The sequence below is a fragment of the Pantoea phyllosphaerae genome (assembly GCF_051025595.1).
In the GTDB taxonomy this organism is placed as follows: Bacteria; Pseudomonadota; Gammaproteobacteria; order Enterobacterales; family Enterobacteriaceae; genus Pantoea.
The window spans coordinates 66,382-87,953 of the sequence record NZ_JBPFDE010000005.1; the positions used below are offsets into that span (position 1 = coordinate 66,382).

Consider the following 21,572-nt stretch of genomic DNA (forward strand, 5'->3'; position numbering starts at 1 on the left):
TGATAGAGTAAACCCTTGTATTACAGCGGCCTGGCTGAACCTGAGGAGAGAGGGGCATGATTCTGGAACATATTGAGATTACCGGCTTTCGCGGCATTAATCATTTATCGCTGCCGCTCACCCAGACGACCCTGCTAATCGGCGAAAACGCCTGGGGCAAATCGAGTTTGCTGGACGCGCTGAGCCTGCTGCTTGCGCCGCAGGAGACCCCTTATCAGTTTACCCGGCACGATTTCCACTTCACGCCCGGCAACCGCGAAACGCCGATGCGGCGGCTGCAAATCGTGTTTCATTTTCGCGACGACGGCAGCGAACAGGCAGCGGTTTTCTCGCCCTTCTGGCAGCGCGACGCGCAGGGGACGCGCTGGCTCTACTTCAGCACCCGCGCCCGACTGCACGAAACCGAGGTGACAGCCTCGCGCCGCTTTCTGCGCGCGGCGGGCGAGGCGCTGCCGTCGGCGGGCAGCGAAGAGGCAATAAGCCAGCTGGTGCGGCAGCATCCTGTGCTGCGTCTACGCGATGCGCGCTTTAGTCGCCGCGCGCGGCACGACAGCAGCGATGGTCCAGCGCGAAGCGCTGAGATGCGCGCGCTGGCGGCGGATATCGGCAGCCTGACGCGCCAGCTGGCGTCGCAGCCCCATCAGCTCAGCGATGAAACGCTGCGGCAGGGCGTCGCCACCCTGCAGCAGCTGATGGAGCACTATTTTCTGGTGCTGCAGCCCGCCGCGGACGGCGCGCGGCGCAGCGACCCGCAAAACCGCGACGGCGCACACGGCTGGCGCGCGCTCGATCGCCTTAATCAGCTGATCGGCGAAACCGATTCGCGCAGTCAGCAGATCGTGCTGCTGCGCATGTTCGTTCTGCTGGCACAGGCGCGCGGCGCGGTGGGGCTCTCGCCCGACGCGCGCCCGCTGCTGCTGATAGAAGATCCGGAAACCCGGCTGCATCCGATTATGCTGTCGGTGACCTGGAACCTGCTCGATCTTATCCCGCTGCAGAAAATCGCCACTACCAACTCCGGCGAACTGCTGTCGCTGACGCCGGTGGAAAATGTTTGTCGGCTGGTGCGCGAACCGACGCGCGTCGCCGCCTGGCGCATCGGCCCGCAGGGATTGAGCGCCGAAGAGAGCCGCCGTATCGGTTTTCATATTCGCGTTAACCGACCGTCGGCACTGTTCGCCCGCTGCTGGCTGCTGGTGGAAGGCGAAACCGAAGTCTGGATCATCAACGAGCTGGCGCGTCAGTGCGGCTACCATTTCGCGGCGGAAGGGGTGAAGGTGATCGAGTTTGCGCAGGCGGGCCTGAAGCCGCTGCTGAGGTTCGCCGCGCGCATGGGCATCGCCTGGCATGTGCTGACCGACGGCGACGACGCTGGCAATAAATATGCCGCCACGGCGCGCAGTCAGCTGGCGCCGCACGATGAGAGTGACCACTACCTGACGCAGCTGCCGGCGCCTGATATGGAGCACTACCTGTTCGGCGCAGGCTTTAAAGCGGTCTATCTGCAGATGGCGCACCTGCCGTTAAATGCGGCGATGAGCCCCAGGCGTATTATTAGCAAAGCTCTCCAGCACGCCTCCAAGCCGGAGCTGGCCATTGCCGTCGCGACCGCCGCCGCTGAGCGCGGAGAACAGGCGATGCCGCCGCTGATGCGCCAGCTGTTTTCGCGCGTGATGTGGCTGGCGCGCGGCAAAGCGGATTAACCGCACGTGCGCAATAAAATAAAATGCCAGCGACACGGCTGGCATTTTTTGGGGGAGCGTTCAGAATGGGGTGATAGCCGTTCAGGCGTGCTGTACAACGTCCACCGGCACGATCAGACTGGCATGATTGCCTTTTGGGCCCTGATGAACATCAAACTGAACTTGTTGCCCGGCTTTTAATGTTCTGTAGCCATCCATCTGAATCGTAGAGTAGTGCGCGAAGATATCTTCTCCGCCACCGATCGGACAGATAAAGCCGAAGCCCTTGGCGTTATTGAACCATTTAACAGTACCCGTCTCCATGCTTTTACTTCCCTCGCAAGACATTTTGATAATCAGGTGAGTAAATTAAAGCTGGGGTCGAGTTTGTTTAAAACTCAATCAGCTTGTGTCTGTAGAATGTAGAGAAAGGGCCCCTGGCGTCAAGCAAACCACCGGAGAGCGCAGGGATAAAATCATCAAAATTTGAGTCAGTTAACGCTATTGCGAATTTTGTGATACAGGTCGCGCGCGGTTTTTTTCGCGAAAAATCGCTGTAGCCGAGGCGTGCTTGACAGGCGTGTTAAACTCTACGTATGGACAGCAAATCGTCCGTACCGATGTGCAGAATTTCAACGGAACATTATGGCAAATACTAACGACTGGCTTAACTTTGAACACCTGGCCGAAGACAAAGCAAAAGAGGGACTGCAGCCGCCCTCTATGTATAAAGTCATCCTGAATAATGACGATTATACACCTATGGAATTTGTTATTGACGTTCTGCAAAAGTTCTTTTCTTATGATGTTGAACGTGCAACGCAACTGATGCTGAAAGTTCACTATCACGGGAAGGCGATCTGCGGTGTCTTTACCGCCGAAGTAGCCGAGACCAAAGTCGCTATGGTGAACAAGTACGCGCGGGAGAATCAGCATCCATTGCTGTGTACGCTGGAAAAAGCCTGAACTCGCCCTCATATAGTGAAGGTGAGGTTGTCAGAGCGATAATTGGGGGAGGTGCCTATGCTCAATCAAGAACTGGAACTCAGTTTAAACATGGCTTTCGCCAGAGCGCGTGAGCACCGTCATGAGTTTATGACCGTCGAGCATTTGTTGCTGGCTCTGCTCAGCAACCCGTCGGCCAGAGAGGCACTGGAAGCCTGTACCGTCGATATTGTCGCGCTGCGGCAAGAACTCGAAGCTTTCATTGAACAAACCACACCGGTGCTGCCCGCCAGTGAAGCGGAGCGCGATACCCAACCCACGCTCAGCTTCCAGCGCGTTCTGCAGCGCGCGGTATTCCATGTCCAGTCATCGGGCCGCAGCGAAGTTGCTGGCGCCAATGTGCTGGTCGCCATCTTCAGCGAGCAGGAGTCGCAGGCGGCCTATCTGCTGCGCAAACATGAAGTCAGCCGTCTAGACGTGGTGAACTTCATTTCTCACGGCACGCGCAAAGACGAACCCGGTCAGGCGCCGCACAGTGAGAACCCGGTCAACGAAGAGCAAGCAGGCGGGGAGGATCGTATGGAAAACTTCACCACCAATCTTAATCAGCTTGCTCGCGTCGGCGGAATCGATCCGCTGATTGGTCGCGACAAAGAGCTGGAGCGTACCGTTCAGGTGCTGTGCCGCCGCCGTAAAAATAACCCGCTGCTGGTGGGCGAGTCGGGCGTCGGTAAAACTGCCATCGCGGAAGGCCTGGCCTGGCGCATTGTGCAGGGCGACGTACCGGAGGTGATGAAGGAGTGCACTATCTACTCGCTCGATATCGGTTCGCTGCTGGCGGGCACCAAATATCGCGGCGATTTTGAGAAGCGCTTTAAAGCCTTGCTGAAACAGCTGGAGCAGGATAACAGCAGCATTCTGTTTATCGATGAGATCCATACGATCATCGGCGCAGGCGCGGCATCCGGCGGCCAGGTCGATGCGGCGAACCTGATTAAGCCGCTGCTCTCCAGCGGGAAAATCCGCGTGATGGGATCAACCACCTATCAGGAGTTCAGCAATATCTTCGAAAAAGATCGCGCGCTGGCGCGTCGCTTCCAGAAGATCGATATCACCGAGCCGACGCTGGATGAAACCGTGCAGATCCTGAACGGTCTCAAGCCGAAATATGAAGCGCACCACGACGTGCGCTATACCGCAAAAGCGGTGCGCGCCGCGGTGGAGCTGGCGGTGAAATATATCAACGACCGTCATCTGCCGGACAAAGCGATTGACGTGATCGACGAAGCGGGGGCGCGGGCGCGTCTGATGCCAGCCAGCAAGCGCAAGAAGACCATCAACGTCTCCGATATCGAGAGCGTGGTGGCGCGTATCGCGCGCATCCCTGAGAAGAGCGTGTCAGCAACCGACCGCGACACGCTGAAAAATCTTGGCGATCGCCTGAAAATGCTGGTGTTCGGCCAGGATAACGCCATTGAAGCCCTGACCGAAGCGATTAAAATGAGCCGCGCCGGACTGGGCCAGGATCGTAAACCTGTCGGCTCCTTCCTGTTCGCCGGTCCGACTGGGGTTGGGAAAACCGAGGTTACGGTTCAGCTGGCGAAGGCGCTTGGCATCGAGCTGCTGCGTTTCGATATGTCCGAGTATATGGAACGTCATACGGTGAGCCGCCTGATTGGTGCGCCTCCGGGCTATGTCGGTTTCGATCAGGGCGGCCTGCTGACCGATGCGGTGATCAAGCATCCGCATGCGGTGGTGCTGCTTGACGAAATCGAGAAAGCGCATCCGGACGTCTTCAACCTGCTGCTGCAGGTCATGGACAACGGCATGCTAACGGATAACAACGGCCGTAAAGCGGACTTCCGCAACGTGGTGCTGGTGATGACCACCAACGCGGGCGTACGTGAAACCGAGCGTAAATCGATTGGTCTGATCCATCAGGACAACAGCACCGACGCGATGGAAGAGATTAAAAAGATCTTTACGCCGGAGTTCCGCAACCGTCTCGACAACATTATCTGGTTCCGCCACCTGTCACCGGAAGTGATCCATCAGGTCGTGGACAAATTTATTGTCGAACTGCAGGCGCAGCTGGATGCGAAGGGCGTCTCGCTGGAGGTCAGCGACGAAGCGCGCGACTGGCTGGCAGAGAAGGGCTACGACAAGGCGATGGGCGCGCGTCCGATGGCGCGTACGGTGCAGGAAAACCTCAAGAAACCGCTGGCCAACGAATTGCTGTTTGGCTCGCTGGTGGATGGCGGATCGGTTTCGGTGGCGCTCGACAAAGAGAAGAACCAGTTGACCTACCACTTCCTCAGCGCGGAAAAACGCAAAACGGAAGGCACGGTTCACTAAGCGCCGTGCGATAGAAATAGAAAAGGCCAGATGCGAATCTGGCCTTTTTTTTCACCGCCGTTCAGGCGGCGAAAGCGAAACGAAGCCGCTTAGCGACTACGGAAGACAATGCGGCCTTTGCTCAGGTCGTACGGGGTCAGCTCAACAGTCACTTTGTCGCCCGTCAGGATGCGGATGTAGTTTTTGCGCATTTTACCGGAGATATGAGCGGTAACCACGTGACCGTTCTCGAGTTCTACACGGAACATGGTGTTAGGTAACGTATCCAGTACGGTACCTTGCATTTCAATATTGTCTTCTTTGGCCATCGAATCCTCTGGGTGGACTAGCTTTCAGTGAACCGGCAAGATAATGCCGAATTCCACGATTTATGTAAAGAAACGTTGGCGGTAAGGCCAACGCTTCGCCGTGCTTCGCGCGAGGGCACAAGCATCTCGGTTAAATTCGGGTGTTTATGTGACGTCTGCGGGGGATTAACGGGCTAAGAATCTGCGTCAGTAGGCGGTAACACGCGCTCATCTGAAACAGTTCCGGGAGTGCGTTGTGATTCCCAGCCTGGCAATTCCGGCTCGCCGTTGCGAAGCGCGGACGACATACCAAACGCGACTATTATACCACTTTTGCGTCTGATTGTGTGCAAAACATCTGCGCAGGCTTAAAAAAGGGTTTGAGTACGCCAGCAGCCGGCGCTGACGGGCTGCCAGGCAAGGGTCTGAACATACTGCAAATAGTCGACGCGCGGTATCTCGCGCGCGCCCAGCGAGGCGGTGTGCGGATTTAAAACCTGACAATCCACCAGCCTGCCCTGATGTTTTATGAAATGCTGACAAAATACCCAGAGTGCGGTTTTCGAGGCGTTCTCGCTGCGGCTGAACATCGACTCGCCGCAGAAAATCTGCCCGAGCGCAAGGCCGTACATGCCACCGACCAGCTGCTGATCCTGCCAGACCTCCACGGAGTGCGCATGGCCCAGCTCATAGAGGCGCTGCCAGGCGCGCTTGACCTCGAAAGTGATCCAGGTGCCCTCCTGACGACCGGCGGCGCAGCCTTCCACCACCTCGAAAAAGGCGTGATTCATGGTGACGCGGTATGGCGAACGGCGATGAAACCGCGCCATGCTGCGGCTGAGATGGAAAGCTTCTGGCACGAGTACCGCGCGGGGATCGGGTGACCACCACAAAATCGGATCGCCCGGCGAAAACCAGGGAAAAATGCCGTGCTGATAGGCGCTGAGCAGGCGGGCAGGGGAGAGATCGCCGCCCATCGCCAGCAGGCCATTCGGCTCGCGCAGCGCCATCTCTGGCGGAGGAAAATGAAGGGATTCCCGTGACAGTTGCACCAGTCTCATCGCATCGTTACTCGTCGCTTTTTCGCTAAGACTATAGCGCAAAGCGCTGCTGGAAATGCCAGTAGCGCCCCTCTTTTGAGATTAATTCGTGATGCGTGCCCTGTTCGACAATCTGGCCATTTTCCATCACGCAGAGGCGATCAAGCGTCTCCAGCCCGCTGAGGCGGTGCGTGACCATTATCAGGGTCTTGCCAGCGGTGACCCGCTGCAGCAGCGCTAAAATTTGCTGTTCGGTGGCGGCATCGAGCCCTTCGGTGGGTTCGTCCAGCAGCCAGAGATCGCCGTCATGCAGCAGCGCGCGCGCAATCGCCAGGCGACGCAGTTCGCCGCCCGAAAGCGGACGACCGCCTTCGCCAAGCCAGGCGTTGAGTCCTTCCTCACTCTCAAGCAGCCGCGTCAGCCCACTCTGGCGCAGTACGGCGTTGAGCTGCACGTCGCTGGCGTCGGGACGCGCCACGCGCAGGTTCTCGCGCAGCGTCTGGTTGAACAGATGCACGCGCTGCGTCACCACGCTGACGCGCTGACGCAGCGATTTCTCATCCCAGCTGCGCAGCGCGACGTCCTGTAGCGTAATCGATCCCGCCTCCACGTCCCAGGCGCGCGTCAGCAGCGCCAGCAGGGTGGATTTACCGCAGCCGGTAGGACCGAGCAGCGCCACACGTTCACCCGCCCGCACCTGTAGCGAAAATCCTTCCAGCACCGCTTCGGAGCGATACGGATAGCGGAAGGTGACCTGGTCCAGCGACACCGAGAGGCTGCCCGCTGCGCTGGCCGCGCTGGCAGGAAAGCGGATGGCGGGCGTCTGGCCGATTATGCCGTTAACGCGCTGCGCGGCGGCGATCACCTGCGCCAGCGGTAGAAAGGCACCGGCAACCGGGCCCAGCGCTTCAAAGGCGGCCAGCGCGCAGAAGACCACCAGCGCGATAAGCGCGCCGGACGAAGCATCGTGCGTCAGGCTTGCGGCGCTCATCCACAGTAACAGCGTCACGGTGGTGCCGCTTATCAGCAGCAGTAAACTTTGCGACAGCGCCTGCAGACGCTGCTGTTGCCGCTGCGCTTGCTGCCAGCGCGCCTCATCACGGTCAAGCTGCTGACGCCAGCGGTCAGAGAGGCCATATATCGCCAGTTCAGCCTGTCCGCTCAGCCAGTGCATGAGGCGCAGTCGCCACTGCGCGCGCTGCTGCGCAATGGCGCGCCCGGCTGGTGTGCCCAGCCGGTAAAACAGCGGCGGCAACAGCAGCAGCGTTGCCAGCATTATGCCGCCGAGGGTTAGCGCCAGCCGCACGTCCAGCAGGCTGATGCCCAGTGTCACCACCACAATCACCACAAAAGCGCCAGCCAGCGGCGCGATCACCCGCAGATAGAGATGGTCGAGGGTATCGACATCGCCGACAAAGCGGTTGAGCAGATCGCCCTGGCGGAACGCTGCCAGCTGGCCCGGTGCCAGCGCAATAAGCCGGCTGAAGGTAAAGACGCGCAGGTGTTGCAGAACGCGGAAAGTCGCGTCATGGCTGACCAGCCGCTCGAAATAGCGCGCGGCGGTGCGCGAGATCGCCGCGCCGCGAACACCGGCGGCGGGCAGCATGTAGTTAAAACTGTAGAGTCCGGCAAGGCCCGCCAGCGACGAGGCGGCAAGAAACCAGCCCGACAGCGCCAGCAGTCCAATGCTGGCGAGTAACGTAACAATAGCAAGCAACACGCCCAGCGACAGCCGCCAGGGATGACGTAAAAACAGGCGCAGGAAAGGACGCAGGGCGAACATCAGCAAATCTCCTTCTGACGATGCGAGGCCATCTGGCGAAACGGGCCCGGCTCGGCAATAAGATCGCGCCAGTGGCCCTGCTGCGCCAGCTGACCCTCCTGCATCACCCAGACTGCGTCCCACTGCTGCAGCGCATCGAGCTGGTGGGTGATCATCAGGGTGGTCTGGCGACGTGATGCTTTGTCGAGCGCCCGCATCACATGCTGTTCGCTGCGGCTGTCGAGGCTGGCGGCGGGCTCGTCCAGCAGCAGCAGACGCGCGGGCTTATAGAGCGCGCGCGCCAGCGCGATGCGCTGTGCCTGGCCGACAGAGAGCCCCGCGCCGTCATCGCCGACGGGTGTCTGCAGGCTTGCCGAAAGGCGCGGCAAAAATTCGCTGACGCCGCAGTCGGTAAGCAGAGCGTCCAGATCGACGTCGTCTCGCTCGTTTCCCATCACGATATTCTCCTGCAGCGTCCCGGCGGGCAGCTGTGGGTTTTGCCCAAGCCAGGCGATCTGCCGCTGCCAGTAGGCGCGGCTCATCTCGCGCAGCTCAATGCCGTTGACGCGCAGCGAGCCCTGATAGGGCAGGAAGCCGAGCAGCACATTCATCAGCACGGTTTTTCCTGCGCCGCTCTGGCCGACCAGCGCCACGCGCTCGCCGGCCGCAAGCGTAAAACTGAGGGGACCGCACAGGCTTTTGCCCTCTGGGCTCAGGGCAATCACATCCTGAGCGACAATGGCGAGCGGCGCAGCATCGGGAAGCGTTGCCGCGCCTTCGGCGGCGGCAGGCTGCGGACTCTCGCGCATAAAGCGCTCCAGCGCCTCCGCGCCGCCGACCGCCTGCGCTTTGGCGTGGTAAAACGCGCCGAGATCCCGCAGCGGCTGAAAGAATTCCGGCGCGAGGATCAGGGCGACGAAACCGGCAAACAGCGTAACGCCGCTTCCCCAGGCGCCGAAATGAAGCTCGCCGAGATAGGAAAAGCCGAAGTAAACCGCCACCACCGCAATCGCCAGCGACGCGAAAAACTCCAGTACGGCGGAGGAGAGAAAGGCGAGGCGCAGCACCTCCATGGTGCGCTGGCGAAAATCGGTGGTGGAGGCGGCGATAGCAGCGGTTTCTGCTTCGGCGCGATGAAACAGGCGCAGGGTCTCGCGCCCGCGCAGCCGATCGAGGAAATCGCCGCTGAGGCGCGCCAGCGCAGTAAAGTTACGGCGGTTGGCGTCGGCGGCGCCCATGCCGACCAGCGCCATGAACAGCGGGATCAGCGGCGCGGTGGCCAGCAGGATCAAACCGGCGGCCCAGTTGAGCGGGAAAACGGTCAGCAAAATGCACAAAGGGATCAGCGCCGCCAGCGTCATCTGCGGCAGATAGCGCGCATAGTAGTCCTGCATCTCCTCGATCTGCTCCAGCAGCAGCGTCGCCCAGCTGCCTGCTGGTTTGCCGCGGATCCACGCCGGGCCAAGCGCGGAAAGGCGATCCAGCACCTGCTGACGCAGCGCCTGACGAATCGCCTGACCAGCGCGAAATCCTGCGGCTTCGCGTGCATAGTTAAGCAGGGCGCGCAGCGCAAAGCAGAGCAGCAAAAGGGCGAAGGGGAGAAGCAGATCGGCGCGCGGCCGCTGCTCAACGATCAGCGCCTGCAGCGAAAAGGCGAGCAGCCAGGCCTGGGCAATAATCACCAGCGCGCTCGCCAGCCCAAACAGCGAGGTCAACCGCAGCCAGCGGCCACCATAAGCGCGTTGCTGGCGCAGCCAGCGGGTCAGTTCCTGTTGCCGGGTTTTGTTCATGCGAGACCGTAGCGTTGTCGATATCCAGGAAAGGATAAGAAGGTAGCTCTTCAGGCGCCTGAATCTAGCACGACGGCATAAAAAAAGGCGACTGAAAAACAGTCGCCCCGCATAAGTTAGATCAGCTAATTAACAACTTACCGATCGTTTTTAACCAGACCGTCAAGATAACGCTCGGCGTCCAGCGCGGCCATACAGCCGGTGCCGGCAGAGGTGATCGCCTGGCGGTAGATATGGTCCATCACGTCACCTGCGGCGAACACGCCGGGGATGCTGGTCTGAGTGGCGTTCCCGTGCAGGCCGGACTGCACCTTGATATAGCCATTCTCCAGCGCCAGCTGACCTTCGAAGATCGCGGTATTCGGGCTGTGGCCAATGGCGACAAACAGACCTGCCACGTCCAGCGACTCGGTTTCCGCTTCGTTCTGCGTCGAGCGCAGCGTCAGGCCAGTCACGCCCATCTGATCGCCCACGACCTCTTCCAGCGTGCGATCGGTGTGCAGCACGATATTGCCGCTGCGCACTTTTTCCATCAGGCGGTCAATTAAGATTTTTTCCGCGCGGAAGCTGTCGCGACGATGAATCAGGTGCACTTCCGCCGCGATGTTCGCCAGATAGAGCGCCTCTTCCACTGCGGTGTTGCCGCCGCCGATAACCGCGACTTTCTGATTGCGGTAAAAGAAACCGTCGCAGGTCGCACAGGCGGAAACCCCTTTGCCTTTAAACGCCTCTTCGGAAGGGAGTCCCAGATAGCGCGCCGATGCGCCAGTCGCGATAATCAGCGCGTCAGCGGTGTATTCGGCGCTGTCGCCGATAAGACGAAACGGACGGTTCTGCAGATCGACGGTGTGAATATGGTCGAAAATGATTTCCGTATTGAATTTCTCAGCATGCTCATGCATGCGTTCCATCAGCGAGGGGCCAGTGAGATCGTGCGGGTCGCCGGGCCAGTTCTCTACCTCGGTGGTGGTGGTCAGCTGACCGCCTTTTTCGAGGCCGGTGATCAGCACCGGGTTCAGGTTAGCGCGGGCAGCATAGACCGCCGCGGTATAACCCGCCGGGCCTGAGCCCAGAATGAGCAATTTACTGTGTTTGGCCGTACTCATATGATCCTCAGTTTCATTCGGCTGACTACATGACCTGGGATTGTAGGGAATTTACCGTGGCAAAAAAAGGGCTGGAAAATTTTGTTACCGATAGCTGCAAACGGCGTAGACGATAATGGCGGGTTTTGCACGCCAGCTGCGCTAAAAAGGGGCATTTATCGGTTTTTAGTGGTGCAAGAGTACAAAAATTCTCATTTAAAAACAGTTACCCAGCGGTCTGTCTGGCATCTTGTCCTGAATTTGGTCTTTTTACTTTGACAATCGCCTGCGCTTTTGCGAAAACAATGGCAGAAGCGATGCAGAAGAAGAGAGTCGAAACAGGTTTTCGTGCCTGGTTTTGCCTTTTTTCGCCGATAAATTACAGCCTGACCTGGGTAATGACGCATGATGTGGACAGACAACATGCGTCATGCGGATGGATGCGCGACCGCGCACAGGCTCTGATTTTTTCGCTTCACTAATGCCTTGAACAGTGAACGTTTCCAGGGCGTGGCAGGTAAAGGGAAGGAATTAAGAGAGACAATAATAATGGTAGACAATAAGAAACGCCCCGGAAAAGATCTCGACAGAATCGACAGAAATATTCTGAATGAGCTTCAGAAAGATGGTCGTATTTCCAACGTAGAGCTTTCCAAACGCGTAGGATTATCGCCTACGCCATGTCTTGAGCGTGTGCGTCGTCTGGAACGTCAGGGTTTTATTCTTGGCTATACCGCGCAACTTAACCCGCACTATCTCGATGCGTCACTGCTGGTTTTTGTTGAGATTACTCTGAATCGTGGCGCACCGGATGTGTTTGAACAGTTTAACGCCGCTGTGCAAAAACTTGAGGAAACTCAAGAGTGTCACCTGGTTTCCGGCGACTTCGACTACCTGCTGAAGACGCGCGTGCCGGATATGTCCGCCTACCGTAAGCTGCTTGGCGAAACCCTGCTGCGCCTGCCGGGGGTCAACGACACCCGCACTTACGTGGTGATGGAAGAGGTCAAACAGAGCAATCGGCTGGTGATCAAAACCCGATAACGCAGCGCAGGTGCAAAACCTGCGATATTTCGATACACTCCTGTGAATTCATACAGGACCAGCGTCGGGCTTGCCCGACGCTGTTGCCTTCATAATTTACAGGCACCTGGAGAGTTCTCTTGAGCCAGGAATACACAGAAGACAAAGAAGTTTCGTTAAAACCGCTGAGCAGTGGACGTCGTCTGCTGGAAGCGTTGCTGATTCTCGTCTCGCTTTTCGCCGTCTATCTGATGGTCTCGCTCGTCAGCTTCAATCCTTCCGATCCGAGCTGGTCGCAAACTGCCTGGCATGAGCCGATCCATAATCTCGGCGGCGGCATGGGCGCCTGGCTGGCGGATACGCTGCTGTTTATTTTCGGCGTGATGGCCTATGCCATTCCGCCGGTGATCGTCGGTCTGTGCTGGATCGCGTTTCGTCAGCGCGATCGGCAGGACTATATCGACTATTTCGCTATCGGCCTGCGCCTGATCGGCGTGCTGGCGCTGGTGGTGACCACCTGCGGGCTGGCTGCGCTCAACGCCGACGATATCTGGTATTTCGCCTCCGGTGGCGTTATCGGCAGCCTGGTGAGCAACGCCATTGCGCCCTGGTTCTCGCCAGCTACCGGCACGCTGGCGCTGCTCTGCGTCTGGGCGGCAGGCATTACGCTCTATACGGGCTGGTCGTGGCTGACCATCGCCGAGCGCATCGGCGGCGTGGTGATGGGCGTGCTGACGTTCGCCAGCAACCGTTCGCGCCGTGACGAACCCTGGCAGGAAGATGAGGACGACGCTGACGTCGCGCCGCGCGTTAAGGCGGCCGTGCAGGATGACGAAGATGTGCTGCTGGCCGCGCCGCGTGCTCAGGCCGATCGCGCGGCGCCTGATGCTGGCGATCCGCTGCTGGCGAAAGCCGCTGCGGCAACGGATGCTGCGCTGACGTCGGCCGCTCAGGCTGCAGGCGTATCAGCTGTCGCGTCGTCAGCGGCGACTGCGGCTTCTCCGGCGGCGAATGCCGCATCGGCCGTTACGCCCGCTCCGGCGGCTGCGGCTACGCCAGCGTTTGATACTTCGGCATCGGCGCCGACACCCTCCGCGCCTGCTGCAACGTCCGCCGCGCCTGTCGCGGCCGTACAGCCGTCAGCCGCCGGGCAGGCTACGGCGCCTGACGCTTTCTCCGCGCCTCAGCAGTCCGCCCCCTATACGCCAGCGGCCGAACAGCCTGCTGTGCCTGCCGAGCCGCCGCGCTACCGTTTTGAGATGCCGCAAGAAACTGCCGCGCCCGCGTTTACCGGCTGGGAAGAGGATGAAGGTCCGCAGATGGGCAACTGGCGCGACGCCGATATGACCGCCGCAGCAAGCGTGACCACCGCTGCCGCGGCGGCGCAGGCAAGCTCTGCGCCGCTGTTCGATATCGCTCCAGAAACCAACCACAATCCGCAGGTGAAGCAGGGCATTGGACCGGCGCTGCCGCGTCCTAATCCGGTAAAACTGCCGACGCGCCGCGAGCTCGCCTCCTACGGCATTAAGCTGCCTTCTCAGCGTATGGCGGAAGAAAAAGCCAAAGCGCAGGAGCAGCAGCGCGCCGAGACCGATCGTCCAGCAGATTCGCACGCCGAATGGTCGGAACAGCAGCAGGCTGAAGAGCAGGCGCAGCTGCGTGACGCGTTCGCCAGTCAGCAGCAGCAGCGTTACGGCGAGAGCTGGCAGCGGGAAGAGGAACCTGAAGCTGAAGAGGCGATCGAACAGGCTGCGCTGGCGCAGCAGTTTGCCGCTCAGCAGCAGCAGCGCTACGCCGCCGAAGAACAGGAAGAGAAGGCACCCGCCTTTAGCCTGGATACCTCCGCCGCATTCGACTTCTCGCCGATGAAAGATCTGGTGGATGAGGGGCCGAACGAACCGATCTTTACTATCGCCAGCGCCCCAGAGCCGGAAGCGCCCGCGGCGACGCATACGCCGTGGCAGCAGCCCGCGGAAGCGGCGGCTGCCCAGCCAGCAGTTTCCGTGGCCGCGCCGCCGGTCTCCAGCGCGTTCGAACCTGCAGCTGCTTTCGCGCCTGCCGCCGGGCCGGAGCCAGCGCCCGCGTTTCAGGCTCCTGTCGCCGAGCCTGAGCCAACGCCCGTGTTTCAGTCGCCAGCACCTGCCGCTGCGCAGCCGACGACTTCACAGCCCGCTTCGCTGGATAACAGCCTGATTCATCCTTTCCTGATGCGTCATAACCAGCCGCTGGAGAAACCCTCCACGCCGCTGCCAACGCTTGATCTGCTTACCTCTCCGCCTGCGGAAGAGGAGCCGGTCGATATGTTTGCGCTGGAGCAAACGGCGCGCCTGGTTGAGGCGCGACTGGGCGACTATCGCGTCAAAGCGGAAGTGGTCGGCATCTCGCCGGGCCCGGTTATTACCCGTTTCGAGCTGGATCTGGCCCCGGGCGTCAAAGCCGCGCGCATCTCCAATCTGTCGCGCGATCTGGCGCGTTCGCTCTCTGCGGTAGCGGTGCGTGTCGTTGAGGTGATCCCCGGCAAGCCTTATGTTGGCCTGGAGCTGCCTAACAAACATCGTCAGACCGTCTACCTGCGCGAAGTGCTCGACTGCGCCAAATTCCGCGACAACCCGTCGCCGCTGGCGGTCGTGCTGGGCAAAGATATCGCCGGTCAGCCGGTGGTCGCCGATCTGGCGAAGATGCCGCACCTGCTGGTTGCTGGTACGACAGGTTCCGGTAAGTCGGTTGGCGTTAACACCATGATCATCAGCATGCTCTATAAGGCGACGCCGGAAGAGGTGCGCTTTATCATGATCGACCCGAAAATGCTTGAGCTGTCGGTCTATGAGGGCATCCCGCATCTGCTGACTGAAGTCGTTACCGATATGAAAGACGCAGCTAACGCGCTGCGCTGGAGCGTCGGCGAGATGGAGCGTCGCTACAAGCTGATGTCGGCACTCGGCGTGCGTAACCTTGCCGGTTACAACGAAAAAGTTGAACAGGCTGAAGCGATGGGCCGTCCGATTCCCGACCCGTTCTGGAAGCCTGGCGACAGTATGGATATGACGCCGCCGGTGCTGGAAAAACTGCCTTACATCGTGGTGCTGGTGGATGAGTTTGCCGACCTGATGATGGCGGTCGGCAAAAAGGTGGAAGAGCTGATTGCGCGTCTGGCGCAGAAAGCGCGCGCCGCGGGCATCCACCTGGTGCTGGCGACCCAGCGCCCGTCAGTGGATGTGATTACCGGCCTGATCAAGGCCAATATCCCGACGCGCATCGCCTTTACCGTCTCAAGTAAAATTGACTCGCGCACCATCCTTGACCAGGGCGGTGCTGAATCGCTGCTGGGCATGGGTGACATGCTCTATATGCCGCCTAACTCCTCAATGCCGGTGCGCGTGCATGGCGCCTTCGTGCGCGATCAGGAAGTACACGCCGTGGTGCAGGACTGGAAGGCGCGTGGACGTCCGCAGTACATTGAAAGCATTACCGCCGGCGAGGAGAGCGAGGGCGGTGGCGGAGGTCTGGAAGGCGACGAAGAGCTGGATCCGCTGTTCGACCAGGCAGTAGCCTTTGTGGTCGACAAGCGACGCGCCTCTATCTCTGGCGTACAGCGCCAGTTCCGTATCGGCTATAACCGCGCCGCGCGCATTATCGAACAGATGGAGGCGCAGGGTATCGTCTCAGAGCCAGGCCACAACGGCAACCGCGAAGTGCTTTCACCGCCGCCGCACGAAATGTAGCGCGACACGCTTTGCAACAAACAATCATGGGCCAGTTTTTACTGGCCCATTGTTCAGGTGGCATTTTCCCCTTATATCAGAGAAAGCTTTCGGGTTTTTCTCCTGGCTCAATGCTAAAACGGCAACCAGAATTAAAACGGTATTCACTGGATAGAGATAAATAAGGAATTGAAGCGGATGAAAACAAGCGTAATCGTGTCTGGCCTGTTGGCCGTTTTTGCGTCTGCCAGCGTAATGGCGGACGCCTCCAGCGATCTGCAGCAGCGTCTGAACAAAGTTAACAGCTTCCACGCCAGCTTCACCCAGAAAGTCACCGACAGCAGCGGCGCCAACGTGCAGGAAGGCGAAGGCGAGCTGTGGGTGAAGCGTCCCAGCCTGTTTAACTGGCACATGACCGCGCCGGACGAGAGCGTGATTATCTCTGACGGTAAAAACCTGTGGTTCTACAACCCATTTGTGGAACAGGCGAGCGTCAGCCTGCTGAAAAACGCCACCAGCAACACACCTTTTATGCTGATTGCCCGCAACCAGCCGAGTGACTGGCAGCAGTACAACATTAAACAGCAGGGCGATACGTTTGAGCTGACGCCGAAAAACAGCGACGGCAATCTCAAACAGTTCACGCTTTCGGTTACCCCGACGGGCACCATTAATCAGTTCAGCGCCATTGAGCAGGATGGCCAGCGCAGCAGCTATCAGCTTAAAAGCCAGAAAAACGGCGCTATCAGTCCCGATAAGTTTACCTTCACGCCACCTAAAGGGGTGACGGTAGACGACCAGCGTCAGTGAGGTGAGCGTGGGTAATCTGTCTCTGGATTTTTCCTCTGAAGATTTTAAGCCGCTGGCGGCGCGTATGCGCCCCGAAACGCTTAAGCAGTATATCGGGCAGCAGCATCTGCTGGCGCCCGGCAAGCCTTTGCCGCGCGCAATCGAGGCTGGCCATCTGCACTCGATGATTCTTTGGGGGCCGCCGGGTACAGGTAAAACCACGCTGGCGGAGATTATCGCGCGCTACGGCAATGCCGACGTCGAGCGTATCTCCGCCGTCACCTCGGGTGTCAAAGAGATCCGCGAGGCGATCGAGCGGGCGCGCCATAGCCGTCAGGTCGGCCGCCGCACCATTCTGTTCGTCGACGAAGTGCACCGCTTCAACAAAAGTCAGCAGGATGCGTTTTTGCCGCATATCGAAGACGGCACCATTACTTTTATCGGCGCCACAACCGAAAACCCTTCGTTTGAACTTAACTCCGCACTGCTCTCACGCGCGCGCGTCTATCTGCTGAAATCGCTGACCACGGAAGATATTGAGCAGGTGCTCGATCAGGCGATGCAGGACAAAACGCGCGGTTATGGCGACAGCGATATTCTTCTGCCGGACAATACGCGGCGTATGATCGCCGAACTGGTCAGCGGCGATGCGCGTCGCGCGCTCAACACGCTGGAAATGATGGCAGATATGGCGGAGAGCAACGCGCAGGGCAAACGCGAGCTGACGCCGCAGCTGCTGACTGAAGTGTCTGGTGAGCGCGCCGCGCGCTTCGACAACAAAGGCGACCGCTTTTACGATCTGATTTCGGCACTGCATAAATCGGTCCGCGGTTCAGCGCCGGATGCGGCGCTTTACTGGTATGCACGCATTATCACCGCCGGCGGCGATCCGCTCTATGTCGCGCGACGCCTGCTGGCGATCGCCTCGGAAGATGTCGGCAACGCCGATCCGCGCGCTATGCAGGTGGCGATCGCCGCCTGGGACTGCTTTACCCGCGTTGGGCCTGCCGAAGGGGAACGTGCTATCGCTCAGGCGATCGTCTATCTTGCCTGCGCGCCGAAAAGCAACGCCGTTTATAACGCCTTCAAAGCGGCGATGCGCGATGCGCGCGAGCATCCCGATTATGACGTGCCGGAGCACCTGCGCAACGCGCCGACCCGCCTGATGAAAGAGATGGGCCTGGGCAAAGAGTACCGCTACGCCCATGACGAAGCGCATGCCTATGCGGCAGGCGAGGTCTATTTTCCACCGGAAATGGCGCAGACGCGCTACTACACACCGACCCAGCGTGGCCTCGAAGGCAAAATTGGTGAAAAGCTCGCCTGGCTGGCTGAACAGGATCAAAATAGCCCGACAAAACGCTACCGCTAAAACAGGCGTTACGGTAAGGTGAGCAAGGATTTCAATGCATTCCAGCGGGAATGCACCCCTTTTTTTAACCTTTTATTACACAGGATAAGCATGCTCGATCCCAATCTGCTGCGTAATGAGCCAGACGCAGTCGCAGAAAAACTGGCACGCCGAGGATTCAAACTGGATGTGGAAACGCTGCGCTCCTTAGAAGAGCGCCGTAAAGTCCTGCAGGTAGAAACGGAAAATCTGCAGGCCGAGCGTAACTCCCGATCCAAATCCATCGGTCAGGCCAAAGCACGTGGGGAAGATATCGAGCCGCTGCGTCAGGAAGTGAACGCGCTGGGCGAACGCCTGGATGCGGCCAAAGCGGAACTGGATGCCCTGCAGATTGAAATTCGTGACTTTACCCTGGCGCTGCCGAACCTGCCTGCGGACGAGGTGCCGTTGGGCAAAGATGACAGCGAGAATCTGGAGGTCAGCCGCTGGGGCGAGCCACGCCAGTTCGATTTCCCGGCGAAAGATCACGTGGAGCTGGGAGAGATGGCGAAAGGCTTAGACTTCGCCTCTGCGGTCAAGCTAACGGGCTCGCGCTTTGTAGTGATGCAGGGACAGATTGCCCGTCTGCATCGCGCCCTTAGCCAGTTTATGATCGACCTGCACACTGAGCAGCACGGCTATCTGGAAACCTACGTGCCTTATCTGGTCAACCATGCGACCCTGTACGGTACCGGTCAGCTGCCGAAGTTTGGCGAAGATCTGTTCCATACCCGACCGCTGGAAGAGGAGTCAGAGAGCAGCAACTATGCGCTGATCCCGACCGCGGAAGTGCCACTGACCAACCTGGTGCGCGACGAGATTGTTGAAGAGGAGAGTCTGCCGATCAAACTGACCGCGCATACGCCTTGCTTCCGCTCTGAGGCCGGCTCTTACGGACGCGACACGCGCGGCCTGATCCGCATGCATCAGTTCGACAAGGTGGAGATGGTGCAGATTGTCGCGCCGGAAACCTCGATGGATGCGCTGGAAGAGCTGGTGGGCCACGCAGAGAAAGTGCTGCAGCTGCTGAACCTGCCGTACCGCAAAGTGCTCCTTTGCACCGGCGACATGGGCTTCGGTTCTACCAAGACGTACGATCTGGAAGTCTGGCTGCCGGCGCAGAATACCTATCGTGAAATCTCCTCTTGCTCCAATATGTGGGATTTCCAGGCGCGTCGCATGCAGGCGCGCTGCCGCAGCAAAACCGACAAGAAGCCGCGTCTGGTGCACACCCTGAATGGCTCGGGCCTGGCGGTAGGCCGTACGCTGGTTGCGGTGCTGGAAAATTACCAGCAGGCTGACGGCCGTATCCAGGTGCCGGAAGTATTGCGCCCCTATATGAACGGCGTCGAGTTTATCGGCTGATACGCGCATTAAGCAGAAACCCGGACCTGTCCGGGTTTTTTTATATTTGAAGCCCTTCGCGGCAATAATCTATCAGAAATAAACGTTATCGACCTGCGCGACCGCGTCGCGTCCAAAAAGCCTGTTTTTCATCAGGATAGCAGCAAATATGGTCTCGTTTGACACTTCTATAACCTACTGAAGATTAATAAATTAAATTATCCAGCAGCAAAATGTGCTGCGCCATTTTTTTGTGCTTTTCCTTTAAATTAGCCAGTGGCAAACTGCGCGCAACTTCCTCTCTCTTCTTTGGTTTTATTTCTATGTCCACCTGGTCACGTCCCGTGGTGCTGCTGCTTTGCGGCCTGCTTTTGCTGACGATTGCCATTGCTGTGCTTAATACGCTGGTTCCGCTGTGGCTGACTCACGATGCGCTGGATACCTGGCAGGTAGGCGTGGTGAGTTCCTCTTTCTATACCGGTAATCTGGCTGGCACGCTGCTGGCCGGCTGGCTGATCAAGCATTACGGTTTTAACCGTAGCTACTATCTGGCCACCGCAGTATTTGCTGCTGCGACCTTTGGCTTACTTATGATGGATGGTTTTTGGGCCTGGTCGCTGCTGCGCTTTGGCGCTGGCGTCGGCTGCGCGTTAATTTGGGTGGTGGTAGAGAGCGCGCTGCTCTGCAGCGGTACGGTACGCAATCGCGGCCAGCTGCTGGCCGCCTACATGATTGTCTACTATCTTGGCACCGTGGCAGGCCAGCTGCTGGTTAGCAAAGTCTCAACCGAGCTGTTCAGCGTAATCCCCTGGCTGACCGCGCTGATGATCTGCGCCATTCTGCCGCTGGTATTCGTAAAGGTCACCGCCGCAGGTGAGGCGACCGACGCCGCGCCGGGCAAGATCTGGCCAATGCTGCGTCGTCGTAGCTCTCGACTTGGCATTAACGGCTGTATTATTTCCGGCATCGTGCTGGGATCGCTCTATGGGCTGATGCCGCTCTATCTCTCGCATCAGGGCATGAGCGACGCGAACGTCGGCTACTGGATGGCGCTGCTGGTCAGTGCCGGCATCGTCGGGCAGTGGCCTGTAGGCCGCCTGGCGGATCGCTTTGGCCGCCTGCTGGTACTGCGCGTTCAGGTGTTTGTCGTGATTTTAGGCGCAATTGCTATGCTGACCAATGCCGCAATGGCGCCGGCGCTCTTTGTGCTGGGTCTGGCAGGTTTTACGCTCTATCCGGTTGCGATGTCATGGGCCTGCGAGACCGTAGCGCATCATGAGCTGGTAGCGATGAATCAGGCGCTGCTGTTAAGCTATACCATCGGCAGCCTGGCTGGCCCCAGCATGACGGCAGTGCTGATGCAGAGTTATTCCGATCGCATTCTGTTTGTGATGATTGCCGGTGTGGCGCTGGTCTATCTGATGATGCTGCTGCGTAAAGCCGATCATCAGGCGACGCCGGTGGCGCACGCCTGATATTTCTGCGTCGCTGTCTTAAGCACGACAAAGAAATGAAAAGGGAGCCCTGGGCTCCCTTTTCATTAATACATAACATGATGACCGTAGCTGGTAAGAATGTTTTTCACGCGCTCCATGGTCTCTTTCGTTGGCGGCTTCACGCCCTCAAGCTTGTACTCTTCGCCCATCGCAATCCATTTATGCTTGCCGAGCTCGTGATAAGGCAGCAGCTCAATTTTTTCAACGTTATCCATATCCCGCGTGAATTCACCGAGCCGATGCGCTGAATCGTCGTCGTCGGAATAGCCGGGTACGACCACATAACGGATCCAGGTGCGCTTGCCTTTTTTTTGCAGGTAGCGGGCAAAGCCGAGTGTGCGATGGTTAGAGACGCCCACCAGAATCTGATGGACGTCATCGTTCACCTGCTTGAGATCGAGCATGACCAGATCGGTGACGTCCAGCAGTTCGTCGATTACCGGATCGTAGCGGCGCACAAAGCCGTTGGTATCCAGGCAGGTATGAATGCCTTCCGCTTTACAGGCACGGAACCAGTCGCGCACAAATTCAGCCTGTAAAATTGCTTCGCCGCCGGAGGCGGTTACGCCGCCGCCAGAGGCGTTCATAAAGTGGCGGTAGGAAAGCACATCTTTCATCAGCTCTTCGACGGTGATCTCTTTTCCGCCGTGCGTGTCCCAGGTATCGCGGTTATGGCAGTAGAGGCAGCGCATCAGGCAACCCTGGAAGAAAGTAATAAAACGGATGCCGGGACCGTCAACCGTCCCGCATGATTCGAATGAGTGGATACGACCGTTGCAAGACATTGCGATGTTTCTCCAGGTTAGCCTGTAGCAGGCGCACACTCTCTGTTGTGCTCGATGATAAAGTCGGTTTTGACTGATTTCTGCCGTGAGAGCGCAGA

At 58.9% G+C, this 21,572-nt stretch carries 16 protein-coding genes; 9 read left to right on the forward strand and 7 right to left on the reverse strand.

Annotated elements, in window-relative coordinates; translation table 11 throughout:
* Positions 1-56: 56 nt before the first annotated feature.
* Positions 57-1,703 carry a DUF2813 domain-containing protein gene (locus tag ACR6A7_RS08805; RefSeq protein ID WP_434124503.1) on the forward strand — a complete coding sequence of 549 codons (1,647 nt, stop codon included), beginning with the start codon at positions 57-59 and terminating at the stop codon, positions 1,701-1,703.
* Positions 1,704-1,784: 81 nt separating this feature from the next.
* On the opposite strand, the gene cspD is transcribed toward ACR6A7_RS08805, so the two are convergent.
* Positions 1,785-2,006, reverse strand: a complete 222-nt coding sequence (cspD, locus tag ACR6A7_RS08810; protein ID WP_033751327.1) for a cold shock-like protein CspD — start codon at positions 2,004-2,006, stop codon at positions 1,785-1,787.
* Between the two features lie 321 nt (positions 2,007-2,327).
* On the opposite strand from cspD, the gene clpS reads away from it, so the two are divergent.
* Together clpS and clpA are read left to right on the forward strand one after the other, a co-directional pair.
* Positions 2,328-2,648 (forward strand): ATP-dependent Clp protease adapter ClpS, encoded by a 321-nt coding sequence (gene clpS / locus ACR6A7_RS08815; RefSeq protein ID WP_033751321.1) that lies wholly within the window; start codon positions 2,328-2,330, stop codon positions 2,646-2,648.
* Positions 2,649-2,705: 57 nt separating this feature from the next.
* Entirely contained in the window at positions 2,706-4,982 is a 2,277-nt protein-coding gene (clpA, locus tag ACR6A7_RS08820; RefSeq protein ID WP_434124505.1) for an ATP-dependent Clp protease ATP-binding subunit ClpA, read from the forward strand.
* Between the two features lie 89 nt (positions 4,983-5,071).
* On the opposite strand, the gene infA is transcribed toward clpA, so the two are convergent.
* From infA to trxB, 5 genes are all read right to left on the reverse strand, one after another.
* Complete coding sequence (gene infA / locus ACR6A7_RS08825) at positions 5,072-5,290, reverse strand: translation initiation factor IF-1 (RefSeq protein WP_002211347.1); 219 nt, start codon at positions 5,288-5,290, stop codon at positions 5,072-5,074.
* 347 nt (positions 5,291-5,637) lie between these two features.
* Positions 5,638-6,330, reverse strand: a complete 693-nt coding sequence (gene aat, locus ACR6A7_RS08830) for a leucyl/phenylalanyl-tRNA--protein transferase (protein WP_434124506.1) — start codon at positions 6,328-6,330, stop codon at positions 5,638-5,640.
* A gap of 31 nt (positions 6,331-6,361) precedes the next feature.
* Positions 6,362-8,092, reverse strand: a complete 1,731-nt coding sequence (gene cydC, locus ACR6A7_RS08835; protein ID WP_434124507.1) for a heme ABC transporter ATP-binding protein/permease CydC — start codon at positions 8,090-8,092, stop codon at positions 6,362-6,364.
* The gene (cydD, locus tag ACR6A7_RS08840; protein WP_434124508.1) at positions 8,092-9,861 is read right to left on the reverse strand and encodes a heme ABC transporter permease/ATP-binding protein CydD; all 1,770 of its coding nucleotides are present in this window, start codon (positions 9,859-9,861) and stop codon (positions 8,092-8,094) included. The genes cydC and cydD overlap by 1 nt, the downstream gene beginning before the upstream one ends.
* A gap of 137 nt (positions 9,862-9,998) precedes the next feature.
* The gene (trxB, locus tag ACR6A7_RS08845; protein ID WP_434124509.1) at positions 9,999-10,967 is read right to left on the reverse strand and encodes a thioredoxin-disulfide reductase; all 969 of its coding nucleotides are present in this window, start codon (positions 10,965-10,967) and stop codon (positions 9,999-10,001) included.
* A gap of 528 nt (positions 10,968-11,495) precedes the next feature.
* On the opposite strand from trxB, the gene lrp reads away from it, so the two are divergent.
* From lrp to ACR6A7_RS08875, 6 genes are all read left to right on the forward strand, one after another.
* The gene (gene lrp, locus ACR6A7_RS08850; protein ID WP_006118610.1) at positions 11,496-11,990 is read left to right on the forward strand and encodes a leucine-responsive transcriptional regulator Lrp; all 495 of its coding nucleotides are present in this window, start codon (positions 11,496-11,498) and stop codon (positions 11,988-11,990) included.
* A gap of 119 nt (positions 11,991-12,109) precedes the next feature.
* Positions 12,110-15,691, forward strand: a complete 3,582-nt coding sequence (locus ACR6A7_RS08855; RefSeq protein WP_434124510.1) for a DNA translocase FtsK 4TM domain-containing protein — start codon at positions 12,110-12,112, stop codon at positions 15,689-15,691.
* A gap of 177 nt (positions 15,692-15,868) precedes the next feature.
* The gene (gene lolA / locus ACR6A7_RS08860) at positions 15,869-16,480 is read left to right on the forward strand and encodes an outer membrane lipoprotein periplasmic chaperone LolA (RefSeq protein ID WP_434124511.1); all 612 of its coding nucleotides are present in this window, start codon (positions 15,869-15,871) and stop codon (positions 16,478-16,480) included.
* Positions 16,481-16,487: 7 nt separating this feature from the next.
* Complete coding sequence (locus ACR6A7_RS08865) at positions 16,488-17,831, forward strand: replication-associated recombination protein A (RefSeq protein ID WP_434124512.1); 1,344 nt, start codon at positions 16,488-16,490, stop codon at positions 17,829-17,831.
* A 90-nt stretch (positions 17,832-17,921) separates the two neighbouring features.
* Positions 17,922-19,214 (forward strand): serine--tRNA ligase, encoded by a 1,293-nt coding sequence (gene serS / locus ACR6A7_RS08870; RefSeq protein ID WP_434124513.1) that lies wholly within the window; start codon positions 17,922-17,924, stop codon positions 19,212-19,214.
* A 302-nt stretch (positions 19,215-19,516) separates the two neighbouring features.
* Positions 19,517-20,668, forward strand: coding sequence for an MFS transporter (locus ACR6A7_RS08875; protein WP_434124514.1), 1,152 nt, complete (start codon positions 19,517-19,519; stop codon positions 20,666-20,668).
* Positions 20,669-20,733: 65 nt separating this feature from the next.
* Here the strand turns inward: ACR6A7_RS08875 and pflA are convergent, their stop codons facing one another.
* Positions 20,734-21,474, reverse strand: a complete 741-nt coding sequence (gene pflA, locus ACR6A7_RS08880) for a pyruvate formate lyase 1-activating protein (protein WP_434124515.1) — start codon at positions 21,472-21,474, stop codon at positions 20,734-20,736.
* Positions 21,475-21,572 lie beyond the last annotated feature (98 nt).